The sequence below is a fragment of the Salinisphaera orenii subsp. halophila YIM 95161 genome, from assembly GCF_003732545.1.
GTDB lineage: Bacteria > Pseudomonadota > Gammaproteobacteria > Nevskiales > Salinisphaeraceae > Salinisphaera > Salinisphaera orenii_A.
The window spans coordinates 1-18,673 of the sequence record NZ_AYKF01000089.1; the positions used below are offsets into that span (position 1 = coordinate 1).

Below are 18,673 nucleotides of genomic sequence, written 5' to 3' on the forward strand. Positions count from 1 at the left end.
AGGCGCCGGTCGAACGGGCGATCCCGACGATCCCCCGGGAGGCGATCCGCGCGTTTCTGACCTCGCCCCGGCTGGTCACCGAAGCCGAGCTCGCCGAGGCACCCTATATCGTGTCGTTCGGCGACGAGCATCTGATCGGCGGCGAAGGCAGCCTCGTCTATGTACGCGGCGCGCCCGCGGACGGGCCGGCGGAATACAGCGTCGTGCATCCGGCCGGCGACTACCGGGATCCGGAAACCGACGAGATCCTGGGCCAGCGGGCGATCCCGACCGGCGAGCTGCAGATACGCCGTTTCGGCGACATCTCCACCGCGGTCATGACGCGCAGCTATCGCGAGGCCCGGCCGGGCAACCGGCTGCTGCCGGTCGCGGGCGCGGGCATGGTGCGCGACTTCCACCCGCACGCGCCCGCCGATCCGGTCACCGGCCGCATCATGTCGGTCCAGGGTGGCCTGTCCGCGATCGGCCAGTACCAGGTCGTCACGCTCAATCGGGGCCGGCGCGACGGCATCGAACGCGGTCATGTGCTCGACGTCTACGCCGCGGGGCGCGAAGTCGCCGACCCGGTCGCCGGCGGCCGGGTGGAACTGCCCGAGCGACACGCCGGCCGGCTGATGGTCTTCAAGGTCGACGCCCGCGTCAGCTTCGCCCTGATCATGAACGCGACCCGCGCCATTCACGTCGAGGACGTGGTGCGCTCGCCGGCCGCGTGAACCGTCGCGCCGTGCGATTGCGCCCCGAATCGGCAGCTCGATGAGCACCCGGGACTGGCTGCGGCTGGCGACCACGCCCGGCATCGGGGCAACGCTCGGTGCCCGTCTGATCGCGCACTACGGCGACCCCGCCGCCGTGCTCGCGGCCGGCGACGCCGGCTGGCGGCAGGTCGGCGTGCCGGCCCCGGCACGCCGCGCGCTGGCCGAACCGGACGCCGCGCGCATCGACGAGACCGAACGCTGGCTCGCCGAGGAGGGCCGCGCGCTGATCACTGCCGATCATCCGCACTATCCCGGCCCGCTCGCGGAACTGACGCCGGCCCCACCCTGGCTCTACGCCATCGGCGACACCGACCTGCTGCGCTACCCCGCGGTTGCCGTCGTGGGCAGCCGCAATCCCACACCCGCGGGCCTGGAACACGCCCACGCCTTCGGCCACGCCCTGGCGAGCGCCGGGCTGGTCGTGGTCTCCGGACTGGCCCGCGGCATCGACGCCGCGGCCCACGAGGGCGCGCTGGCCGCCAACGGCATGACCATCGCCGTCTGCGGCACCGGGCTCGACCGCGTCTATCCGGCCGCTCACCGGGATCTCGCCCAGCGGATCGCCGACCACGGGCTGCTGCTGTCCGAGTTCGCCCTCGGCACCCAGCCGGCGCGGGGGAATTTCCCGCGCCGCAACCGCGTGATCGCGGGGCTATGCGCGGCCACTCTGGTGGTCGAGGCGGCCCGGGCCTCGGGCTCGCTGATCACCGCCCGCCTGGCCAGCCAGGCGGGCCGCGACGTCTTCGCCCTGCCCGGCTCGATCCACAACCCGCTGGCGCGGGGCTGTCATCAGCTCATTCGCGACGGCGCGAAACTGGTCGAGACGACCGACCACATCCTCGAGGACATCGCCGGCGTGCTCGACGGCTTCCGGCGCCCCGATCCCGTTCCCGACGACGCCGCCGATACGCTCTCGAATCAGGCAGATGACGCCGGCATGTCGGACGCCCAGAGCGCCCTGCTGGCCGCACTCGGCCACGCCCCGGCGCGCATCGACGATCTGGTCGCGCGTACGGGCTGGCCGGCGGATGCGGTATCCTCCACGCTACTCATACTCGAACTCGAAGGCCGCGTGGTCGCCGCCCCCGGCGGGGCCTACATGCGGACCGGCTGACTCGACCGACATTCTGGCAACGGATTCGCGCGTATGAACGAAAACCTGCTCGATGTCCTGCTCTATCTGTTCGAGAACTTCTCGCTCACCGAAGCCGAGCACGCGGCCAACGTCCGCGACGATCTCGGCGATGCAGGCTTCTTCCCCGACGAGATCGACGACGCCTTCGCCTGGATACGCGCCACCCAGCCGGAGGGCCAGGCGCTGGCGCTGAGCCCGAGCGCGGACGCGATCCGGGTCTACGCCGAGCACGAGACCCGCGTGCTCGACGCCGAGTGCCGCGGCTACATCGCGCGTCTGGAACAGTGCGGCGTCCTCTCGGCCACGGCGCGCGAGATCGTGATCGACCGGCTGATGGCGCTTGCGGAGGACGAGTCCGAGGGCGCCGAGATCGAGCAGCTCAAATGGGTGGTCATGATGGTGCTGTCCTCGGGTGGCGAGGATCAGGCCTATGCCCATATGGAATCGTTGATTCACGCCGAATCGCCCGGCGCCAGCCACTGAACCGCGGCCGCGGGCCGGCCCCGGCGTGCCGCGTCGTTCCTTGACGCGGCGCGCTCGCGCATGCTTCAAAGGCTGTGCTAGCCTGCGACGCGCTCTGCCTCCCGCAGCCATCCCGACTCCGACATCAGCGTGATTCGATGAGCCGCAACCTCGTCATCGTGGAATCGCCGGCCAAGGCCCGGACGATTGAGAAGTATCTCGGCAAGGACTACGAAGTCCTGGCCTCGTACGGCCATGTCCGCGATCTGATCCCCAAGGAAGGCGCGGTCGACACCGAGCACGACTTCGCGATGCGCTACGACGTCATCGACCGCAACGCCAAGCAGGTCGACAAGATCGCGCGCAGCCTCAAGAAATCCGACGCGCTGCTGCTCGCGACCGACCCGGACCGCGAGGGTGAGGCCATCGCCTGGCATCTGCTCGAGCTGCTGCGCGAACGCGGCCTGCTCGAGGACAAGCACGTCGCCCGGGTGGTCTTCCACGAGATCACCAAGCGGGCCGTGGCGCACGCCGTCGAGAATCCGCGCGACATCTCCAGCGATCTGGTCAACGCCCAGCAGGCGCGCCGGGCGCTGGATTATCTGGTCGGCTTCAACCTCTCGCCGCTGTTGTGGAAGAAGGTCCAGCGCGGGCTGTCCGCCGGCCGCGTGCAGTCGCCGGCCCTGCGCCTGATCTGCGAACGCGACGCCGAGATCGAGGCCTTCGTTCCGGAGGAATACTGGAAGATCGAGGCCAGCGTCGAGAAGGACGGCACGCCGTTCGGCGCGCGGCTGTCGCAGCTCGACGGCGAGAAGGTCGAGCAGTTCACGGTCAACAATCACGGCAGCGCCCGGGACGCGCTCGCCACGCTGACGGCTGCCTCCGGCGGTCAGCTGACCGAGGACAGCCAGGAAAGCGCCGACGCGCCCGCCCTGCGCTCGGCCGGCGGCGAACTGCGCGTGGCCAAGGTCGAGCGCAAGCAGCGCAAGCGCAATCCGGCGCCGCCGTTCATCACCTCCACGCTGCAGCAGGAAGCCGCGCGCAAGCTCGGCTTCACCGCCAAGCGCACCATGCGCACCGCCCAGAGCCTGTACGAGGGCGTACGGCTGGGCGACGGCGACGAGACCGGCCTGATCACCTACATGCGGACCGACTCGGTCAACCTGGCCAACGACGCCGTGGCCGAGCTGCGTCAGCTGATCGCCGATCGCTACGGCGACAAGAACCTGCCGGACGCACCGCGCACGTTCCGGACCAAGTCCAAGAACGCCCAGGAGGCGCACGAGGCCATCCGGCCGACGGCGAGCGCCCGGGTGCCGGCCGAGATCAAGCAGTATCTGGCCTCGGACCAGTTCCGGCTCTACGAGCTGATCTGGCAGCGCACGGTCGCCAGCCAGATGATGCACGCGCTGTTCGACACCGTCTCCGCCGATCTCGCCGCCGGCGACGACGACCGGCACCTGTTCCGCGCCAGCGGCCGGACCCTGCGCGAAGCCGGCTTTCTGGCCGTCTACAAGGAAGGCAAGGACGACGACAAGGAAGACGACGACGGCGACAAGCGCCTGCCGCCGCTCGAGGAAAACGAGCGGCTCTCGCTGGTCGAGATCGTGCCGACCCAGCACTTCACCGAGCCGCCGCCGCGCTTCACCGAGGCCGCGCTGGTGAAAACGCTCGAGGAATACGACATCGGCCGGCCGTCGACCTATGCCTCGATCATCTCGACGCTGCAGGACCGCGAATACGTCGAGATGGACGGCAAGGCGTTCATGCCCACGCCGCTGGGCAAGATCGTCAACAAGTTCCTGACCGACCACTTCACGCGCTACGTCGACTACGCCTTCACCGCGAATCTCGAGGACCGGCTCGACGCCGTCTCGCGCGGCGAGGAGCAGTGGCAGCCGCTGCTGCGCGAATTCTGGGACCGCTTCTCCGACCAGATCGAGTCGAAGCAGGATCTCTCGCGCGAGGAAGTCGCCCAGGCCCGCGAGCTGGGCACCGATCCGGAATCGGGCAAGCCGGTGATCGTGCGCATCGGCCGCTTCGGACCGTTCGTGCAGATCGGCTCCAAGGACGACGAGGAAAAGCCGAAGTTCGCCGGCCTGCGAAAGGGTCAGGACATGGACAAGATCACCCTCGACGAGGCGCTGTATCTGTTCAACCTGCCGCGCGATCTGGGCGAAACGCCCGAGGGCGAGGAGATCCAGGTCAACATCGGCCGCTTCGGCCCGTACGTGCGTTTCGGCAAGACCTTCGCCTCGCTCAAGGAGGACGATCCCTACACGATCTCCAAGGAGCGGGCGCTGGAAGTCATCGCCGAGAAGAAGGAGGCCGACGCCAAGAAGCTGATCAAGCACTTCGAGGACGCCGGTATCAAGGTGCAGCACGGCCCGTTCGGCCCCTACATCACCGACGGCAAGAAGAACGCCAGCGTGCCCAAGGACCAGGAGCCGGCGGACCTCACCCTCGAGCAGTGCCAGGAGATCATCGCCAAGGCGCCCGAAAAGAAAAAGCGCGGCCGCAAGGGCTCGGCCAAGACCGCCGGCGCCAAGAAGAGCGCCGCCGGCGACGGCCGTACCGCCAGGGCCTCGGGTTCAAAGACCACTGCTTCGAAGACCACGAGCTCGAAGGCCAAGGGCACAAAGACCGACGGCGCTCCGAGCAAGGCCGCGAAGTCGGGCACCGGCAAGTCCGGCGGCACGAAGACCAAGGCCACCGGTTCGACCAAGGGTGGCTCAGCTAAGACGACCCCCGCGAAATCGAAGGCGGCGGGCAAGGACGGCGATAGCGGCAAGGCCGGCGGCGGCTCGCGCCGCAAGTCGTAGGGCCCGGTCGCGGCCCGCGTCGACGCCGTCTCGTCCGCAGCGAACCAATCCGCCATGTCACAGAGCCCTGTCGAACGCGCCTGTCGTATCAGCCCGCATCGCCTGCGCCACGCTGCGCGCGTTCTGCGCGCCGGCGGCGTGGTCGCTCACGCCACCGAAGGGGTCTGGGGCCTGGCCTGCGACGCCTTCGATCTCGACGCCGTAATGCGCATCCTCGCGCTGAAGCGACGCGACGCGGTCCGAGGCCTGATCGTGGTCGCGCACAGCGCCGACGCCCTGGCACCGTTCGTCGACCCGGATGCGCAAACGGCCTGGCAGCGCGCCCACGCGAGCTGGCCGGGGCCGACGACCTGGCTGCTGCCGGCGCGCGACACCGCGCCGTGGTGGCTCACCGGCGCCCACGACACCATCGCGCTGCGTCAGACCGCCCATCCGGAGACCGCGGCACTTGCAGCCACACTCGGCAGTGCCCTGGTATCGACCAGCGCCAACGTCAGCGGGCGGCCGCCGGTCCGCAGCGCCCGGGGCGCGCGGGCGCTGTTCGGAGACGGCATCGATTGCGTCGCCGGCGGCGTCTGCGATCGGCCGGGCGTGCCGAGCACGATCCGGCATGCGCTCGACGACACCACGATCCGGGGCTGACGTGGGCACCGAGACCGCCGATACCGAAGCCGTCATCGCCTGGTTCAACACCCTGCAGGACCACATCTGCGAGCGCCTGAAGGTCTTCGAACCCGACCGGGACTTCCACGTCGACGCCTGGCAGCGGCCGGCGGGCGGCGGCGGCGACACCCGCGTGCTCGCCGATGGCGATACCTTCGAGCGCGTCGGAGTCAACTTCTCGCGCGTGACCGGTGACGACCTGCCGGCCTCGGCCTCGGCGCGTCGTCCGGAACTGGCCGGTCGCTCGTTCATCGCCAGCGGCGTGTCCGTGGTCGCCCATCCGCGCAATCCGCATGTACCGACCGCCCACGCCAACGTGCGCTTCTTCATCGCCGAAAAGGCCGGCGAGCCGCCGGTCTGGTGGTTCGGCGGCGGCTTCGACCTGACGCCCTACTATCCGGTGCGCGAGGACGCCGTGGCCTGGCACCGGGCGGCCCGAGACGCCTGCGCGCCCTTCGGCGACGACCTGTATCCGCGCTTCAAGGCCTGGTGCGACGAATATTTCCATCTGCCGCACCGCGACGAGAACCGCGGCATCGGCGGCCTGTTTTTCGACGACTTCGACGAGCTGGGCTTCGACGAAAGCTTCGCCTTCGTGCGCTCGGTCGGCCAGGCCTTCATCGACGCCTACACCCCGATCGTCGCGCGGCGGCGCGAGACCGACTACGGCCAGCGCGAGCGCGACTTCCAGCTCTACCGGCGCGGGCGCTACGTCGAGTTCAACCTCGTCTACGACCGCGGCACGCTGTTCGGCCTGCAGTCGCGCGGGCGCACCGAATCCATCCTCATGTCGATGCCGCCGCTGGCGGCGTGGCAGTATGGCTTCACGCCGGAGCCGGGCAGCCCGGAGGCGGCACTCTACGACACCTATCTGAAGCCGCAGGACTGGCTATCCTAGCCTCATGCACATCACCCTGACCGAACTGCGCTATCTCATCGCGCTCGACAAGGAGCGCCATTTCGGACGCGCCGCGCGGCGGGCGTTCGTGAGCCAGCCCACGCTGTCGGTGGCGGTCAAGAAGCTGGAGAGCGAACTCGGCGTGACCGTGTTCGAGCGTAGCCGCGGCGAGGCCCGGGTCACCCCCATCGGCGGCCGCATCATCGAGCAGGCCTACCGGGTGCTCGGCGAGGTCAGTTCGCTCGAAGCGGTCGCCGAACAGGGCCGCGACGAACTCAAGGGCCCCCTGCGTCTGGGCGTGATCTACACCGTGGGGCCCTATCTGCTGCCGCATCTGATCCCCAGACTGCGGGAGGCGACCCCGGACATGCCGCTGGTGATCGAGGAGAACTTCACCGGCACCCTCACCCAGCAGCTGCGCAACAACGAACTCGACGCCGTCATCGTGGCCATGCCCTACGACGTGCCGGGGCTGTCGACGTGGGCGCTCTACGACGAGAGCTTCGTCGTGGTCATGCCGCAGAACCATCCCTGGACCGCGCGCCACGAGATCGACGCCAACGATCTGGCCGGCGAGGATCTGCTCCTGCTGGGTCCCGGCCACTGCTTCCGCGATCAGGTGCTGGATATCTGCGCCGAATGCCGGGACGCCGAACGCGACCGCCAGACCCAGGCCGGCTCGAGTCTGGAGACCATCCGCCACATGGTGGCCAGCGGGCTCGGCATCACCGTGCTGCCACGCTCGTCGATCCCGGGACTGTCCGAGGAATCGCGCCTGCTGGAGACCCGCCCCTTTGCGGGCGAATCACCCACGCGGCGCATCGCGGTGGCCTGGCGCAAGAGCTTTCCGCGGCCCCGCGCGATCACGGCGCTCCGGGAGGCGGTCATGCGCTGCGAGCCCGGCGGCGTGCGGCTGCTGACCGATGCCACCGCGAGCAATCTTGAGGACGAGATCGCGCTCGAGGGCTGAATCGGGGCCGAGGGCCGACGGCCCCGCACGCTGGGTTACACTCGGCTGCCGTGATCCGCAACTCCTGGATAGCCATGCGCGTGCTGTTGATCGCCGCACTCGTCGGACTCGCCGGCACCGCGGCCGCGACCACCCCGGCCCAGCGGTCGCTGTTTCTGGACACGCTGGCCGCGGCCGAGCAGGGCCGGCTCGATGAAAAGCCGGCCGCACGGCGTCAGTTGGAGAACTATCCGCTTCAAGACTATCTCACCGCGGCGGATCTGAGCTATCGCCTGCGAACCGACGCCAGCGCCGCGCTCGACCGGCGCATCGACGCCTTCGTCACCGCGCATCCCGACCTGCCACCGGCACGCGCGCTGCGCGGCCGCTGGCTGGCCAGCCTGACGCGGCGCGAGCGCTGGGACACGCTGCTGGCCGCCGTGGACACCGACGCGGACGGCACCGCCAACCGCTGCCGCGCAGTGCACGCGCGCATTGCACGCGGCGGCGAACCGGCCACCGAGGCGCTGGAACTCTGGCGCGTGGGGCACAGCCAGCCGGACGCCTGCGATCCAGTCTTCGCCTGGCTGGAGGACAGCGGCCGGCTGAGCGCGGACGAAATCCTGTTGCGCGCGCGGCTGGCCCTGCTCGAAGGTCACTTCGGCCTGGTCCGCTATCTGGGCCGCAAGTTACCTGAGGACCGCGCCGCGCGCACCGATCGCTGGCTCGACGTCGCCCAGAACCCGGAGCGGCTCGCCAGCGCCGGCCCGCTCGACACCGATGTCGCCGTCTACGTCTTCAAGCGGCTCGCCCTGCGCGACCTCAACGCGGCCACCGATCTCTACCCTCCGCTCGTCGAACGCCTGAATCCGGACGCGGCCCAGCAGTACGAGATGAAGCGCTATCTCGCTCTGCTCTATGCGCAGAACCACGAATCCGAGGCTCTGGCCTGGTTCGCCCGGCTCGACCACGCGCGCATGGACGCCCATGAACTGGGCTGGGAGATCCGGGCGGCGATCTACCAGCAGCGCTGGCCGTTGGTCATCGAGGCCATCCACGATCTGCCACCGGAGCTCGCCGACGAGGAGGAGTGGCGCTACTGGCAGGCCCGCGCGCTGGCCGAGACGGGCGATGACGAAGCCGCGCGGGCGCGCTACCAGGCGCTCGCCCGCGAACGCTCCTATCACGGCTATCTCGCCGCGGACGCGCTCGGCCTCGATTACAGCCTCAACGAGCGTCCGCTGGCGCCCGACACCGACGCCCTGGCGCGTCTGCGGGCACAGCCGGCGCTGGCGCGGGCCGAGGAACTGCGGGCGCTCGGCATGGATCACCAGGCCGGCCGCGAGTGGAATGTGCTCGTCGACCAGCTCGACGGCGCGGCCCTCGGCCAGGCCGCGCGCGTCGCCCACGACTGGGGCTGGCACATACGCGCGATCACGACGCTGGCCAAGGCCGACTACTGGGATGACCTGGACATCCGCTACCCGACGCCGTTCCGCGATACGGTGACCGACGCCGCCGACCGCGCCAGCATCGATCCGGCCTACGCCTACGCCATCATCCGCACCGAGTCGCTGTTCCAGCCGGCGGTGCGCTCACCGGCGGGGGCGATCGGGCTGATGCAGCTCATGCCCGGCACGGCACGTCTGGTGGCCCGCCAGAACGACGAACCCACGCCCTCGACCACGGCGCTGACCGAGCCCGCCACCAACGCGCGGCTGGGCACCCGCTATCTGCGCGACATGCTCGATCGCTGGCAGGGCAATCTGGCCCTGGCCACGGCCAGCTACAACGCCGGCCCCAACCGCATCACGCGCTGGCTGCCCGAAGAGCCGATGGATCCGGCGATCTGGATCGCCAACATCCCCTACACCGAGACCCGCAAGTACGTGCAGCGCACGATGTCGCACATGAGTGTGTTCCAGCAGCGGCTGTCGGAGTCGATCGTGCCGCTGGCCGAGCGCCTCGATCCGATCCGGCCGCGCTACGCGGACGACGACGCAGCGGGCGAGAGCTGACCATGCAGCGCTATCTCGTGGGCGGCGCGGTGCGCGACGCCCTGCTCGGCCAGCCGGTGACCGACCGCGACTGGGTGATCGTCGGCGCCACGCCGGAGGCGCTCACCGCGCGCGGCTATACCCCGGTGGGGCGCGACTTCCCGGTATTTCTGCACCCCGAAACACGGGAAGAGCACGCTCTGGCGCGCACCGAACGCAAGTCCGGGCGGGGCTATCACGGCTTTGTCTTCCACACCGGCGCCGAGGTCTCGCTCGAGGATGATCTGGTGCGGCGCGATCTCACCGTCAACGCGATCGCCCAGGCGGAGGACGGCCGGATCGTGGATCCGCACGGCGGCCGCGCGGACCTGGAGGCCCGGGTGCTGCGGCACGTCTCCCCGGCCTTCGTGGAGGATCCGGTGCGGCTGCTGCGACTGGCGCGCTATTACGCGCGCTTCGCGCCGCTGGGCTTCACGGTCGCCGACGAGACCATGGCACTGCTGCGCACCCTGGTCGCCAACGGCGAGGTCGATCATCTGGTGCCGGAACGCGTCTGGGCCGAGACCGAACGCGCGCTGATGCACGCCGAACCGCAGCTGTTCTTCTATCTCCTGCGCGAATGCGGCGCACTGGCGCGGCTGTTTCCCGAGCTGGACGCCCTGTTCGGCGTGCCCCAGCCGGTGCGCCACCACCCGGAGATCGACTCCGGCGTCCACACCCTGCTCGTGCTCGCTCAGGCGGCGTGCGCGGGGGCCGATCTCGATGCCCGCTACGCCGCGCTCTGTCACGACTACGGCAAGGCCGCGACGCCGCGCGCGCGGCTGCCGGGCCATCACGGCCACGAGGAGGCCGGTGTTCCCCTGGCACAGGCCTGCAGCAAACGGCTGGGCGTGCCCCGGGCCCTGCGCGACGCGGCCCGCCTGACCGCACGCTGGCACACCCATGTGCACCGCCTGTACGAACTGCGCCCGGCCACCGTGCTCGCGCTGTTCGAGGGCATCGATGCATTCCGGCGCCCCGAGCGCCTCGAGACGCTGCTTCACGTCTGCGAGGCCGACGTTCGCGGTCGGCTGGGTTTCGAGCGCCGCGCCTACGGCCAGGCCGATCGGGCCCGCGCGGCTTTTGCCGCCGCCCGCGCGATCACCGCCAAGCCCCTGGCCGACCAGGGCCTGGCCGGGCCCGAGATCGGCGAGGCGCTGCGCCGGCAACGCATCGCCGCGATCGCCGAGACGCTGTCGGACCGCCTCGACCGAGACGCCTAGAACGCGAGACGGGCGCGCCGTATTCGTGCGGCGCTCGTGCCGATCAAGTCGAGACCAGCTGCAGCTTCGCACGGCCGCCGATCAGGCTGTCGCGCCCGTATCGACACAGGCGGCGTCCCGAGTGGCGGGCGAACGCCCGAACGAGTTCGCCCCTGCCCAGACCACGCCGGGCGCTGCCGGCGCGTCGACGCGGTCAGCCGGACCAGCCGAAAAGCGCGAACAGCAGCAGGCCGAGGAGCACGCGATAGACCACGAACACGGTCATGCCCATCGACTGCAGCATGCGCAGGAAGAAATGGATGGTCACGAAGGCGCTCGCGCAGGCCAGCACCGCGGCGACGCCCATCTGGCCCCAGGCCTCCTCGATCGGACTGCCGAGCATCACCACGATCTCGAACACGATCGCGGCCAGCGTGATCGGAATCGCCATGAAAAACGACAGCCGGGCCGCGGCCGGCCGCGTCAGACCGAAGGCGCGCGCGCCGAGGATGGTCATGCCCGCGCGCGACGAGCCGGGGATGAGCGCCACCGCCTGGGCGAGACCGACGGCGAGATATCCGCGCCAGCCAAGCACGGCGGGCGTGTCGTGGACACGTTTCGCCCGCCAGTCGACCACGCCGAGCAGGATGCCGAAGACGATGCTCGCGGTCGCGATCACCCCGGGCAGGCGCAGGCTGTCCTCGCCGAGGGCCCCCAGCACGCCGCCGAACACGATCGCCGGCAGGGTCGCCAGCGCCAAGCCCCAGGCCATGCGCACGTCCTCGTCGCGCCGCCCCCGCGTGAGCGACTGGATCCAGGCCACCCCAAGGCGCGCCACGTCAGTGCGAAAATAGGCCAGCACGGCGACGAGCGTGCCCAGATGCATGGCCAGATCGAAGCCGAGCCCCTGATCCACCCAGCCGAGGAAATGCGGTACCAGAATGAGATGCGCGGAACTGGAGATCGGCAGGAACTCCGTGATGCCCTGCACCACCGCAAGCACCACCAGCTGATACCACTCCATAGACGTATTCCGTGCCCTGAGATTTCAATACGGCCGCCGAACCGAGCGATATCGACCGTTTCGTGGCGGCGCACTATAGCGCGAGGTCGCCCCCGTGTCCGACACACATGCCACAGAAACGTTGCAGCCCTGCGTCGCAATCACCGGCGCCAGCCGCAATATCGGCGCCCATCTGGCGGCCCGCTTTCTGGACGAGGGCTTTGGCGTCGTGGCGCATTATCGCAGCGAAACGGCGGCCATCGAACGCCTGGCGGCGCGCGGCGCGCGTCTCGTGCACGGCAGTTTCGACGACGCCGCGGCCTGCACGGGCATCGCCGAGCGCATGGCCGCGGCCGCGCCGTCGCTGCGCGCGATCATCCACAACGCCTCGAGCTTCGCGCCGACCGCGGCCGACATCGCAGCCGCCGCCGCACAGTTCCAGGAGTTCTTCGCGGTTCACATGCTCGCCCCGTACATTCTCAACACGCACCTGGCCGCGCATCTCGACGGCACGCCGCAGGCGCCCGCGGACATCATTCACATCACCGACATCTACGCCGACAATCCCGCGCCACCGCAGGATCTCTACTGTGCGACCAAGGCCGGGCTCCAGAACCTGTCGCTGGCCTTCGCCAAGCGCTACGCGCCACGCATCAAGGTCAACGCCATCCAGCCCGGACCCATCAGCTTCGAGGCCTGGCACGACGACGCGCATCGCTCCGCGGTGCTGGCGGCCACGCCGCTAGGCCGCATGGGCAGCCCCGAGGCGATCTACGCCGCGGTGCGCGCGATCATGGCCAACGACTACCAGACCGGGGCGGTGATACCCGTCGACGGCGGCCGCCGCCTGGGGCGCGGCTAGCCCTCGTCGCACGCTGACGCAGAGTGACCGCGGCGCGCACGCCCCCTCGTCCTGCCGCCCACAGTCGATCATTCAGGAAGCGCTCGGTGCGGACCCAGATGAGGTGCTGACAGCCCCTACGGCGTGATCGTGACCGGCGTGAGCGGCTGATCACGGTCGTCGAACGCCGCCCAGAGTGCCGCATAGGTCGAGCCGAGCACCGGGTGGCGGGCGTCGGGGACCAGTTCCGCCAGCGGACGCAGCACGAAGGCGTATTCGAGGATATCGGCCCGCGGCAGGGTCAGACCGTCGCGATCGAGCACGGTATCGCCGACCAGCAGCAGGTCGAGATCCATGCGGCGCGAGGCCCGCTTGACGCTGCGATCGCGCCCGCACTCGGTCTCGATCCGACGCAGCGCGGCCTGAAGATCGGCGACCGGTTCGTCGCTGTCGAATCCGATCACCAGATTGATGAAGTCGTCACCGTCGAAGCCGACCGACGGACAGCGATAGGCCCGGGAGACGCGCAGCGCCCCGAAACGGGTCTCGAGCAGCGCGAGCGCCCGCGGGACATGGGTTCGCGGATCGATGTTGCTGCCGACGCCGACGAACACCGGCCTCACGAGCCACGCTCCCGGGTGATGCGCACGCCCACGCCCGCCGCGCCGCGCAGCGCGTGCGGCTTGTTCACGCGCAGGCTCAGCCGCTGAACGGGGAATTCGTCGAGCACCAGTGCGGCGACGCGCTCGGCCAGCGTCTCGACGAGCTGGAATTCGGCCGCCTCGACGAAGGCGATGACACGCTTGCCGACCGCCTTGTAGTTCAGGGTCTGCTCGACGTCGTCGCCGGCCGCAGCGGCACGGATGTCGAAATCCATGTCGAGATCGATGACCACCCGCTGGCGGATGTGGCGCTCCCAGTCGTAGATCCCGATGACGGTCTCCACGACCAGTTGCTCGATGAAGATCGTGTCCACGCGCACTCCCTGTCCGTTCACAATATCCGCTGCCGGAACGGTCGTCGTTCGCGGCCGCGGCGCAAGCCTACGGCCTGTGACCGGCCCTTGCGAAGCCGCGCCGAGCCGCGGGGCTCGGGCAAAACCCGAAACCGCACCGTCGACTGACCGTCACCGGTCGCGCTCTGGCGGGCGGGGCCGGACGCTGTCCGCCGCACGTCGGCCGGGCGCCGCCCCGCCGCAGCGGGCGGGACCGGCGCGTAAAACCTGCAATGTACACGCCACCGTGCCAGAATGCCGCGCCTGTCGGCCGACCGGCCCGGATCGAGGACTGCAGAACCGCTCATGCTGGCTGTGCAACAGGCCCTGGGGCCGCTTTTCGTGCTCATTCTGCTGGGCGCCCTGCTGGGCTGGCGCGATTATCCCGGCGGCGATTTCTGGCCGCGCGCGGAACGCCTGATCTACTACCTGCTGTTCCCGGCCCTGCTGGTCTCCACCCTGGCCACCGCGAACGTGGGCGAGGTGCCGGTGCTGCGGCTGGCGGTGGCGACCATCGGCCCGCTGCTGGCCTTCGCCGCACTGCTCTGGCTGGCCCGCGGCCGGCTGCAGCTGGATGACGCCAGCTTCACCTCGGTCTTTCAGGGCGGGCTGCGCTTCAACACCTTCGTGGCCATCGCCGGTGCGGCATCGCTGCACGGCGAGGCCGGCACCACGGCGGCTGCGGTGGCCATCGCGCTGATGGTGCCGACCGTGAACGTGCTCTGCGTGCTCTGCTTCATCGCCGCGGGCACACTCGGTCGCGCGGGACTCTGGCGCAGCCTGCGCGAGCTGCTGCGCAATCCACTGATCCTCGGCTGCGCGCTCGGCGTCGGGCTCAACCTGTCGGGGATCGGGCTGCCCGGCTGGAGCGGGCCGGCGCTGGAGCTGGTCGCCCGGGCCGCCCTGCCGCTGGGGCTGATCGCAGTGGGCGTGGCGCTGCGCCCGGCCGCCCTGGTGCGCAGCGGGCGCGCGTTCTGGAGCTCGACCGCGGTCAAGCTGGTACTGCTGCCGGCCCTGGCGCTGGCCGTCGCCGTGCCGATCGGCCTGGATCCGGTCTCCCGCGACGTGGTGCTGCTGTTCACCGCCGCACCCACCGCCACCGCCGCCTATATCCTCGCGCGTCAGCTCGGCGGCGACAGCGAGCTGATGGCCGCGCTGGTCACGGGCCAGACCCTGCTGGCCATGCTGACGCTGCCGTTCTGGCTGGGCCTGTTCAGCTGACCGCGGCCGGCGGCGTCAGCTCGGCCAGCGGCCAGCGCGCCACGGCTTCGGCCGGGGCGATGCCGGGGGCCATGTCCGTACGCCGCAGCCACCCGACCAGCGCAATCATCGCGGCGTTGTCGGTGCAGAACTCGGCCCGCGGGAAATACAGATCGAAGCCGTCGCGCGCCGCGCGCGACTCGAGCGCGGCTCGCAGCCGCCGATTGGCGCCGACGCCGCCGGCCACCACCAACCGCCCGATGCCGGTCTGATCGAGCGCGCGCGCGCACTTCGCCACCAGCGTGTCCGCGACCGCCTGCTCGAAGCTCGCGGCGATGTCCGCGCGCGCCGCCGGGGTGTCCGGCGCGGCCTTGATCGCGAGCATGACGGCGGTCTTGAGCCCCGAGAAGGAGAAATCCAGCCCCGGACGACGCACCATGGGCCGCGGAAAATCGTGCGCGTCCGCACGCCCGGATTCGGCCAGCCGTGCCAGGGCCGGGCCGCCCGGGTAACCCAGCCCCAGCATCTTCGCGCTCTTGTCGAAGGCCTCGCCGACGGCGTCGTCCAGACTCTGGCCGAGCGGCGTGTAGCGCCCGACCCCGTCCACGCGCACCAGCAGCGTATGGCCGCCCGAGATCAGCAGCGCCACGAACGGAAAAGCCGGCGGCGCCGGCTCCAGCAGCGGCGAGAGCAGATGCCCTTCCATGTGATGCACGCCGAGCACCGGCAGGCCGCGGCTCATGCCCAGGCCTGCGGCGATCGAGGCACCGACCAGCAGCGCGCCGACCAGTCCGGGCCCGCGGGTGTAGGCGATGCCGGTCAGCGTCGGCTGCCCGGCCTCCGCGAGTACGCGCTCGATCAACGGCGTCAGTTTGCGGATATGATCGCGCGAGGCCAGCTCCGGCACCACGCCGCCGTAGTCGGCATGCAGCGCGACCTGGCTGTGCAGGGCATGCGCGATCAGCCCGCGCTCGCCGTCATAGACGGCGGCCGCACTTTCGTCGCAGGAGCTCTCGATACCGAGGATGATCGCTTGTCTTTGCAAAACGCCGGGGTCGGGATTAAACTTACTCGCCCTATTCTAGCGGTCGGAGCGCTCGCTTGCGGCCGTTCGAATCCAGATACACACGATTCCTCCGGAGAGTGATTGCTCAATGCCTAGCGTACGTGTCAAGGAAAACGAGCCGTTTGAAGTCGCACTGCGTCGGTTCAAGCGCAGCTGCGAGAAAGCCGGCGTCGTCACCGAAGTACGCCGTCGCGAGTTCTTCGAAAAGCCCTGCCAGACCCGCAAGCGCAAGCGCGCCGCCGCGGTCAAGCGCCACGCGAAGAAACTGCAGCGCGAGCAGCAGCGCTTCACGCGCCAGTACTAGGCGCCGCGGGCGATACTGTGACAGCGGCCCCACCGGCCGCTGTTTTTCTTTGCAACCGGGGTAGCGCGTGAGTCTCAAGGAACAGCTTCAGGACGATCTGAAATCCGCCATGCGCACGCGCGACAAGGAACGCCTTGCCGTCTTGCGCATGCTGATGGCCGCGCTCAAGCAGCGCGAGGTCGACGAGCGCAGCGAACTCGACGATGCCGAGGTCCTGGGCGTACTCGAGAAGATGATCAAGCAGCGGCGCGATGCCGAAACCCAGTATCGCGAAGCCGACCGGCACGAGCTGGCCGACGCCGAGGCCGCCGAGATCGCGGTGCTCGAACACTATCTCCCCGCCCAGCTCTCCGAGGCCGAGATCGATGCCGCCATCGAGTCGGCGGTCAGCGAACAGGGCGCCACGTCGATGCAGGACATGGGCCCGGTGATGGGCGTGCTGAAGAACCGGCTGCAGGGCCGTGCCGATTTGGCCGTGGTCAGCCAGCGGCTCAAGGCGCGGCTGCAGGGCTGAACGGCGCGCCCGAGCCGCGGCACCGCCGCGCCCGCCCACCGGGATAGGCTCGGACCAATGGCGCGCATTCCACAGCATTTCATCGATCAGCTGCTCGAGCGCACGGACATCGTGTCGCTGATCGACGCGCGCGTGTCGCTCAAGAAATCCGGGCACGAATACGCCGCCTGCTGCCCGTTCCACGACGAAAAGACGCCGTCGTTCACGGTCTCGCCCACCAAGCAGTTCTATCACTGCTTCGGCTGCGGCGCCCACGGCACCGCGATCAGCTTCCTGATGGAATACGACCGGCTGGAGTTTCGGGACGCGGTCGAGGTGCTCGCCCAGCAGTCGGGGCTCGAGATCCCGGAGGAGGCCGCCACCGCGAACGAGTCCGGGCCCAGGCGCGAACCGCTGTTCGAGGTGATGGCGCTCGCCGACCGCCGCTATCGCAGCGCCCTGCGCGAGACGCCGGCCGCGATCGACTATCTCAAGCGCCGCGGCGTCTCCGGCGCGATGGCCAAGACCTATGGCCTGGGCTTCGCGCCCGACGCCTGGGACACGCTGGCCGGCGCCCTGCGGGACCGGGCCTCGGCGCATCGGGCGGGGCTGCTGATCGAACGCGACTCGGGCGGCTACTTCGACCGGTTCCGCAACCGGCTGATGTTTCCCATCCGGGATACGCGCGGGCGAACGGTCGCCTTCGGCGGGCGCACGCTCGGCGACGACAAGGCCAAGTACCTGAACTCGCCGGAGACGCCGCTGTTCCACAAATCCGATCACATGTACGGGCTGTTCGAGGCCCGCCAGGCGCTGCGCGACATCCCGCGGCTGCTCGTGGTCGAGGGCTATATGGACGTGATCGCGCTCGCCCAGCACGGCTTTCCGAACGCCGTCGCCACGTTGGGCACGGCCACCACCCAATCGCATCTGACCACGCTGTTCCGGCATACATCCGAAGTGCTGTTCTGTTTCGACGGCGACGCCGCCGGCGTCCGCGCCGCGCGCAAGGCCCTGGAACAGAGCCTGCCGGTGATGCGCGGCGCCCGGCGGGTGCGGTTTCTGTTCATGCCCGAGGAGGCGGACCCGGACACACTGGTACGCGGCGAGGACGGGCCGGCACGGTTCCAGCAGGCGATCGACGAGGCGCGACCCGCCTCGGCCGTCCTGCTCGACGCCCTGACCGACGACATCGACCTGAACACGCCGGACGGCCGGGCCCAGCTGGTGGAGGCCGCGCGCGGCTACGTCAACGCCCTGCCGCCGGAGGCATTCCGGGCCGAGCTGATCGCCGAGATCGCGCGCCTCGCCGGGCTGCCGGCCGAGGATCTGCGTCAGATGTATGCCAAGGCGCCTTCACGCGCGACGCCGACGGCCGATACAGATTCGCGTGGGCACGAAATACGTCTGACGCCGGTCAGCCGCGCCTTGTCGCTGCTGCTCAGCGACCCGAGCCTGGCCGGCCAGGTCGAGGACCTGGAGGCCGTACGCCAGAGCACGGCCCGCGGTGCGGCGATTCTTGTGGAGGCGATTGAGTTTTTCGCAAACAACCCAACAATCCCGGTATCGCACTGGCTGGAACGCCATCGCGACCAACGCTACTTCGAGAGACTGCAGCAGGTCGCGAGCGTCACGCCGCCGGGCAGCGAGGACGAACGGGCGCGCGAATTCGTGCAGACCGTACGCCGGCTCGGCGAATACAGCGCCGGTCGACAATCGCTTCGCGAGCGTTACGACCGGCTGGTGGCACAACAGGCACGCGGCCCGCTCGACGCCGAGGCCGCGCGCGAACTCAAGGAGGTGCTTCGGCTATTGCAGAGAGCACGCGACGACACGGCCTGAGTCCACAG

The 18,673-nt window shown here is 69.9% G+C and carries 17 protein-coding genes and 1 pseudogene; 14 read left to right on the forward strand and 4 right to left on the reverse strand.

What is annotated here, in order from left to right:
• The 9 genes and pseudogenes from SAHL_RS17860 to SAHL_RS10895 form a co-directional block, all read left to right on the forward strand.
• Positions 1 to 713 (forward strand): annotated as a pseudogene (locus SAHL_RS17860) (LysM peptidoglycan-binding domain-containing protein); the annotation flags it as partial.
• 40 nt (positions 714 to 753) lie between these two features.
• Entirely contained in the window at positions 754 to 1,869 is a 1,116-nt protein-coding gene (gene dprA / locus SAHL_RS10860; protein WP_123591438.1) for a DNA-processing protein DprA, read from the forward strand.
• A gap of 33 nt (positions 1,870 to 1,902) precedes the next feature.
• Complete coding sequence (locus SAHL_RS10865; RefSeq protein ID WP_123591439.1) at positions 1,903 to 2,373, forward strand: Smg family protein; 471 nt, start codon at positions 1,903 to 1,905, stop codon at positions 2,371 to 2,373.
• Positions 2,374 to 2,510: 137 nt separating this feature from the next.
• Positions 2,511 to 5,174, forward strand: coding sequence for a DNA topoisomerase I (locus SAHL_RS10870; protein ID WP_123591440.1), 2,664 nt, complete (start codon positions 2,511 to 2,513; stop codon positions 5,172 to 5,174).
• Between the two features lie 54 nt (positions 5,175 to 5,228).
• Entirely contained in the window at positions 5,229 to 5,816 is a 588-nt protein-coding gene (locus tag SAHL_RS10875; protein WP_123591441.1) for an L-threonylcarbamoyladenylate synthase, read from the forward strand.
• A gap of 1 nt (position 5,817) precedes the next feature.
• Entirely contained in the window at positions 5,818 to 6,735 is a 918-nt protein-coding gene (gene hemF / locus SAHL_RS10880) for an oxygen-dependent coproporphyrinogen oxidase (RefSeq protein ID WP_245968492.1), read from the forward strand.
• A 10-nt stretch (positions 6,736 to 6,745) separates the two neighbouring features.
• The gene (locus SAHL_RS10885; RefSeq protein WP_123591456.1) at positions 6,746 to 7,705 is read left to right on the forward strand and encodes a LysR substrate-binding domain-containing protein; all 960 of its coding nucleotides are present in this window, start codon (positions 6,746 to 6,748) and stop codon (positions 7,703 to 7,705) included.
• A 74-nt stretch (positions 7,706 to 7,779) separates the two neighbouring features.
• Positions 7,780 to 9,702 (forward strand): transglycosylase SLT domain-containing protein, encoded by a 1,923-nt coding sequence (locus SAHL_RS10890; RefSeq protein WP_123591443.1) that lies wholly within the window; start codon positions 7,780 to 7,782, stop codon positions 9,700 to 9,702.
• A gap of 2 nt (positions 9,703 to 9,704) precedes the next feature.
• A complete protein-coding gene (locus tag SAHL_RS10895) occupies positions 9,705 to 10,943 on the forward strand; it encodes a multifunctional CCA addition/repair protein (RefSeq protein ID WP_123591444.1) in 1,239 nt (412 codons plus the stop codon).
• A 193-nt stretch (positions 10,944 to 11,136) separates the two neighbouring features.
• Here the strand turns inward: SAHL_RS10895 and SAHL_RS10900 are convergent, their stop codons facing one another.
• A complete protein-coding gene (locus SAHL_RS10900; RefSeq protein ID WP_245968496.1) occupies positions 11,137 to 11,946 on the reverse strand; it encodes an undecaprenyl-diphosphate phosphatase in 810 nt (269 codons plus the stop codon).
• A 94-nt stretch (positions 11,947 to 12,040) separates the two neighbouring features.
• Between SAHL_RS10900 and SAHL_RS10905 the strand changes: the two genes are divergently transcribed.
• Positions 12,041 to 12,787: an SDR family oxidoreductase gene (locus SAHL_RS10905; RefSeq protein ID WP_123591445.1), complete on the forward strand. Its 747-nt coding sequence runs from the start codon at positions 12,041 to 12,043 to the stop codon at positions 12,785 to 12,787.
• 116 nt (positions 12,788 to 12,903) lie between these two features.
• Here the strand turns inward: SAHL_RS10905 and folK are convergent, their stop codons facing one another.
• Positions 12,904 to 13,389 carry a 2-amino-4-hydroxy-6-hydroxymethyldihydropteridine diphosphokinase gene (folK, locus tag SAHL_RS10910; protein WP_123591446.1) on the reverse strand — a complete coding sequence of 162 codons (486 nt, stop codon included), beginning with the start codon at positions 13,387 to 13,389 and terminating at the stop codon, positions 12,904 to 12,906.
• Positions 13,386 to 13,742, reverse strand: a complete 357-nt coding sequence (folB, locus tag SAHL_RS10915; protein ID WP_123591458.1) for a dihydroneopterin aldolase — start codon at positions 13,740 to 13,742, stop codon at positions 13,386 to 13,388. The genes folK and folB overlap by 4 nt, the downstream gene beginning before the upstream one ends.
• 324 nt (positions 13,743 to 14,066) lie before the next feature.
• On the opposite strand from folB, the gene SAHL_RS10920 reads away from it, so the two are divergent.
• Positions 14,067 to 14,981 (forward strand): AEC family transporter, encoded by a 915-nt coding sequence (locus tag SAHL_RS10920; RefSeq protein ID WP_123591447.1) that lies wholly within the window; start codon positions 14,067 to 14,069, stop codon positions 14,979 to 14,981.
• Here SAHL_RS10920 and tsaD read toward each other — a convergent pair.
• Positions 14,974 to 16,005, reverse strand: a complete 1,032-nt coding sequence (tsaD, locus tag SAHL_RS10925; RefSeq protein WP_123591448.1) for a tRNA (adenosine(37)-N6)-threonylcarbamoyltransferase complex transferase subunit TsaD — start codon at positions 16,003 to 16,005, stop codon at positions 14,974 to 14,976. The genes SAHL_RS10920 and tsaD overlap by 8 nt on opposite strands.
• 109 nt (positions 16,006 to 16,114) lie before the next feature.
• Between tsaD and rpsU the strand changes: the two genes are divergently transcribed.
• The 3 genes from rpsU to dnaG all read left to right on the forward strand — a co-directional run bounded on the left by rpsU (position 16,115) and on the right by dnaG (position 18,665).
• Positions 16,115 to 16,330, forward strand: a complete 216-nt coding sequence (gene rpsU, locus SAHL_RS10930) for a 30S ribosomal protein S21 (protein WP_006915178.1) — start codon at positions 16,115 to 16,117, stop codon at positions 16,328 to 16,330.
• A gap of 67 nt (positions 16,331 to 16,397) precedes the next feature.
• On the forward strand, positions 16,398 to 16,844 hold the full coding sequence (locus SAHL_RS10935) for a GatB/YqeY domain-containing protein (protein ID WP_123591449.1): 447 nt from the start codon (positions 16,398 to 16,400) through the stop codon (positions 16,842 to 16,844).
• 57 nt (positions 16,845 to 16,901) lie between these two features.
• Positions 16,902 to 18,665: a DNA primase gene (gene dnaG, locus SAHL_RS10940; protein ID WP_123591450.1), complete on the forward strand. Its 1,764-nt coding sequence runs from the start codon at positions 16,902 to 16,904 to the stop codon at positions 18,663 to 18,665.
• Positions 18,666 to 18,673: the final 8 nt, after the last annotated feature.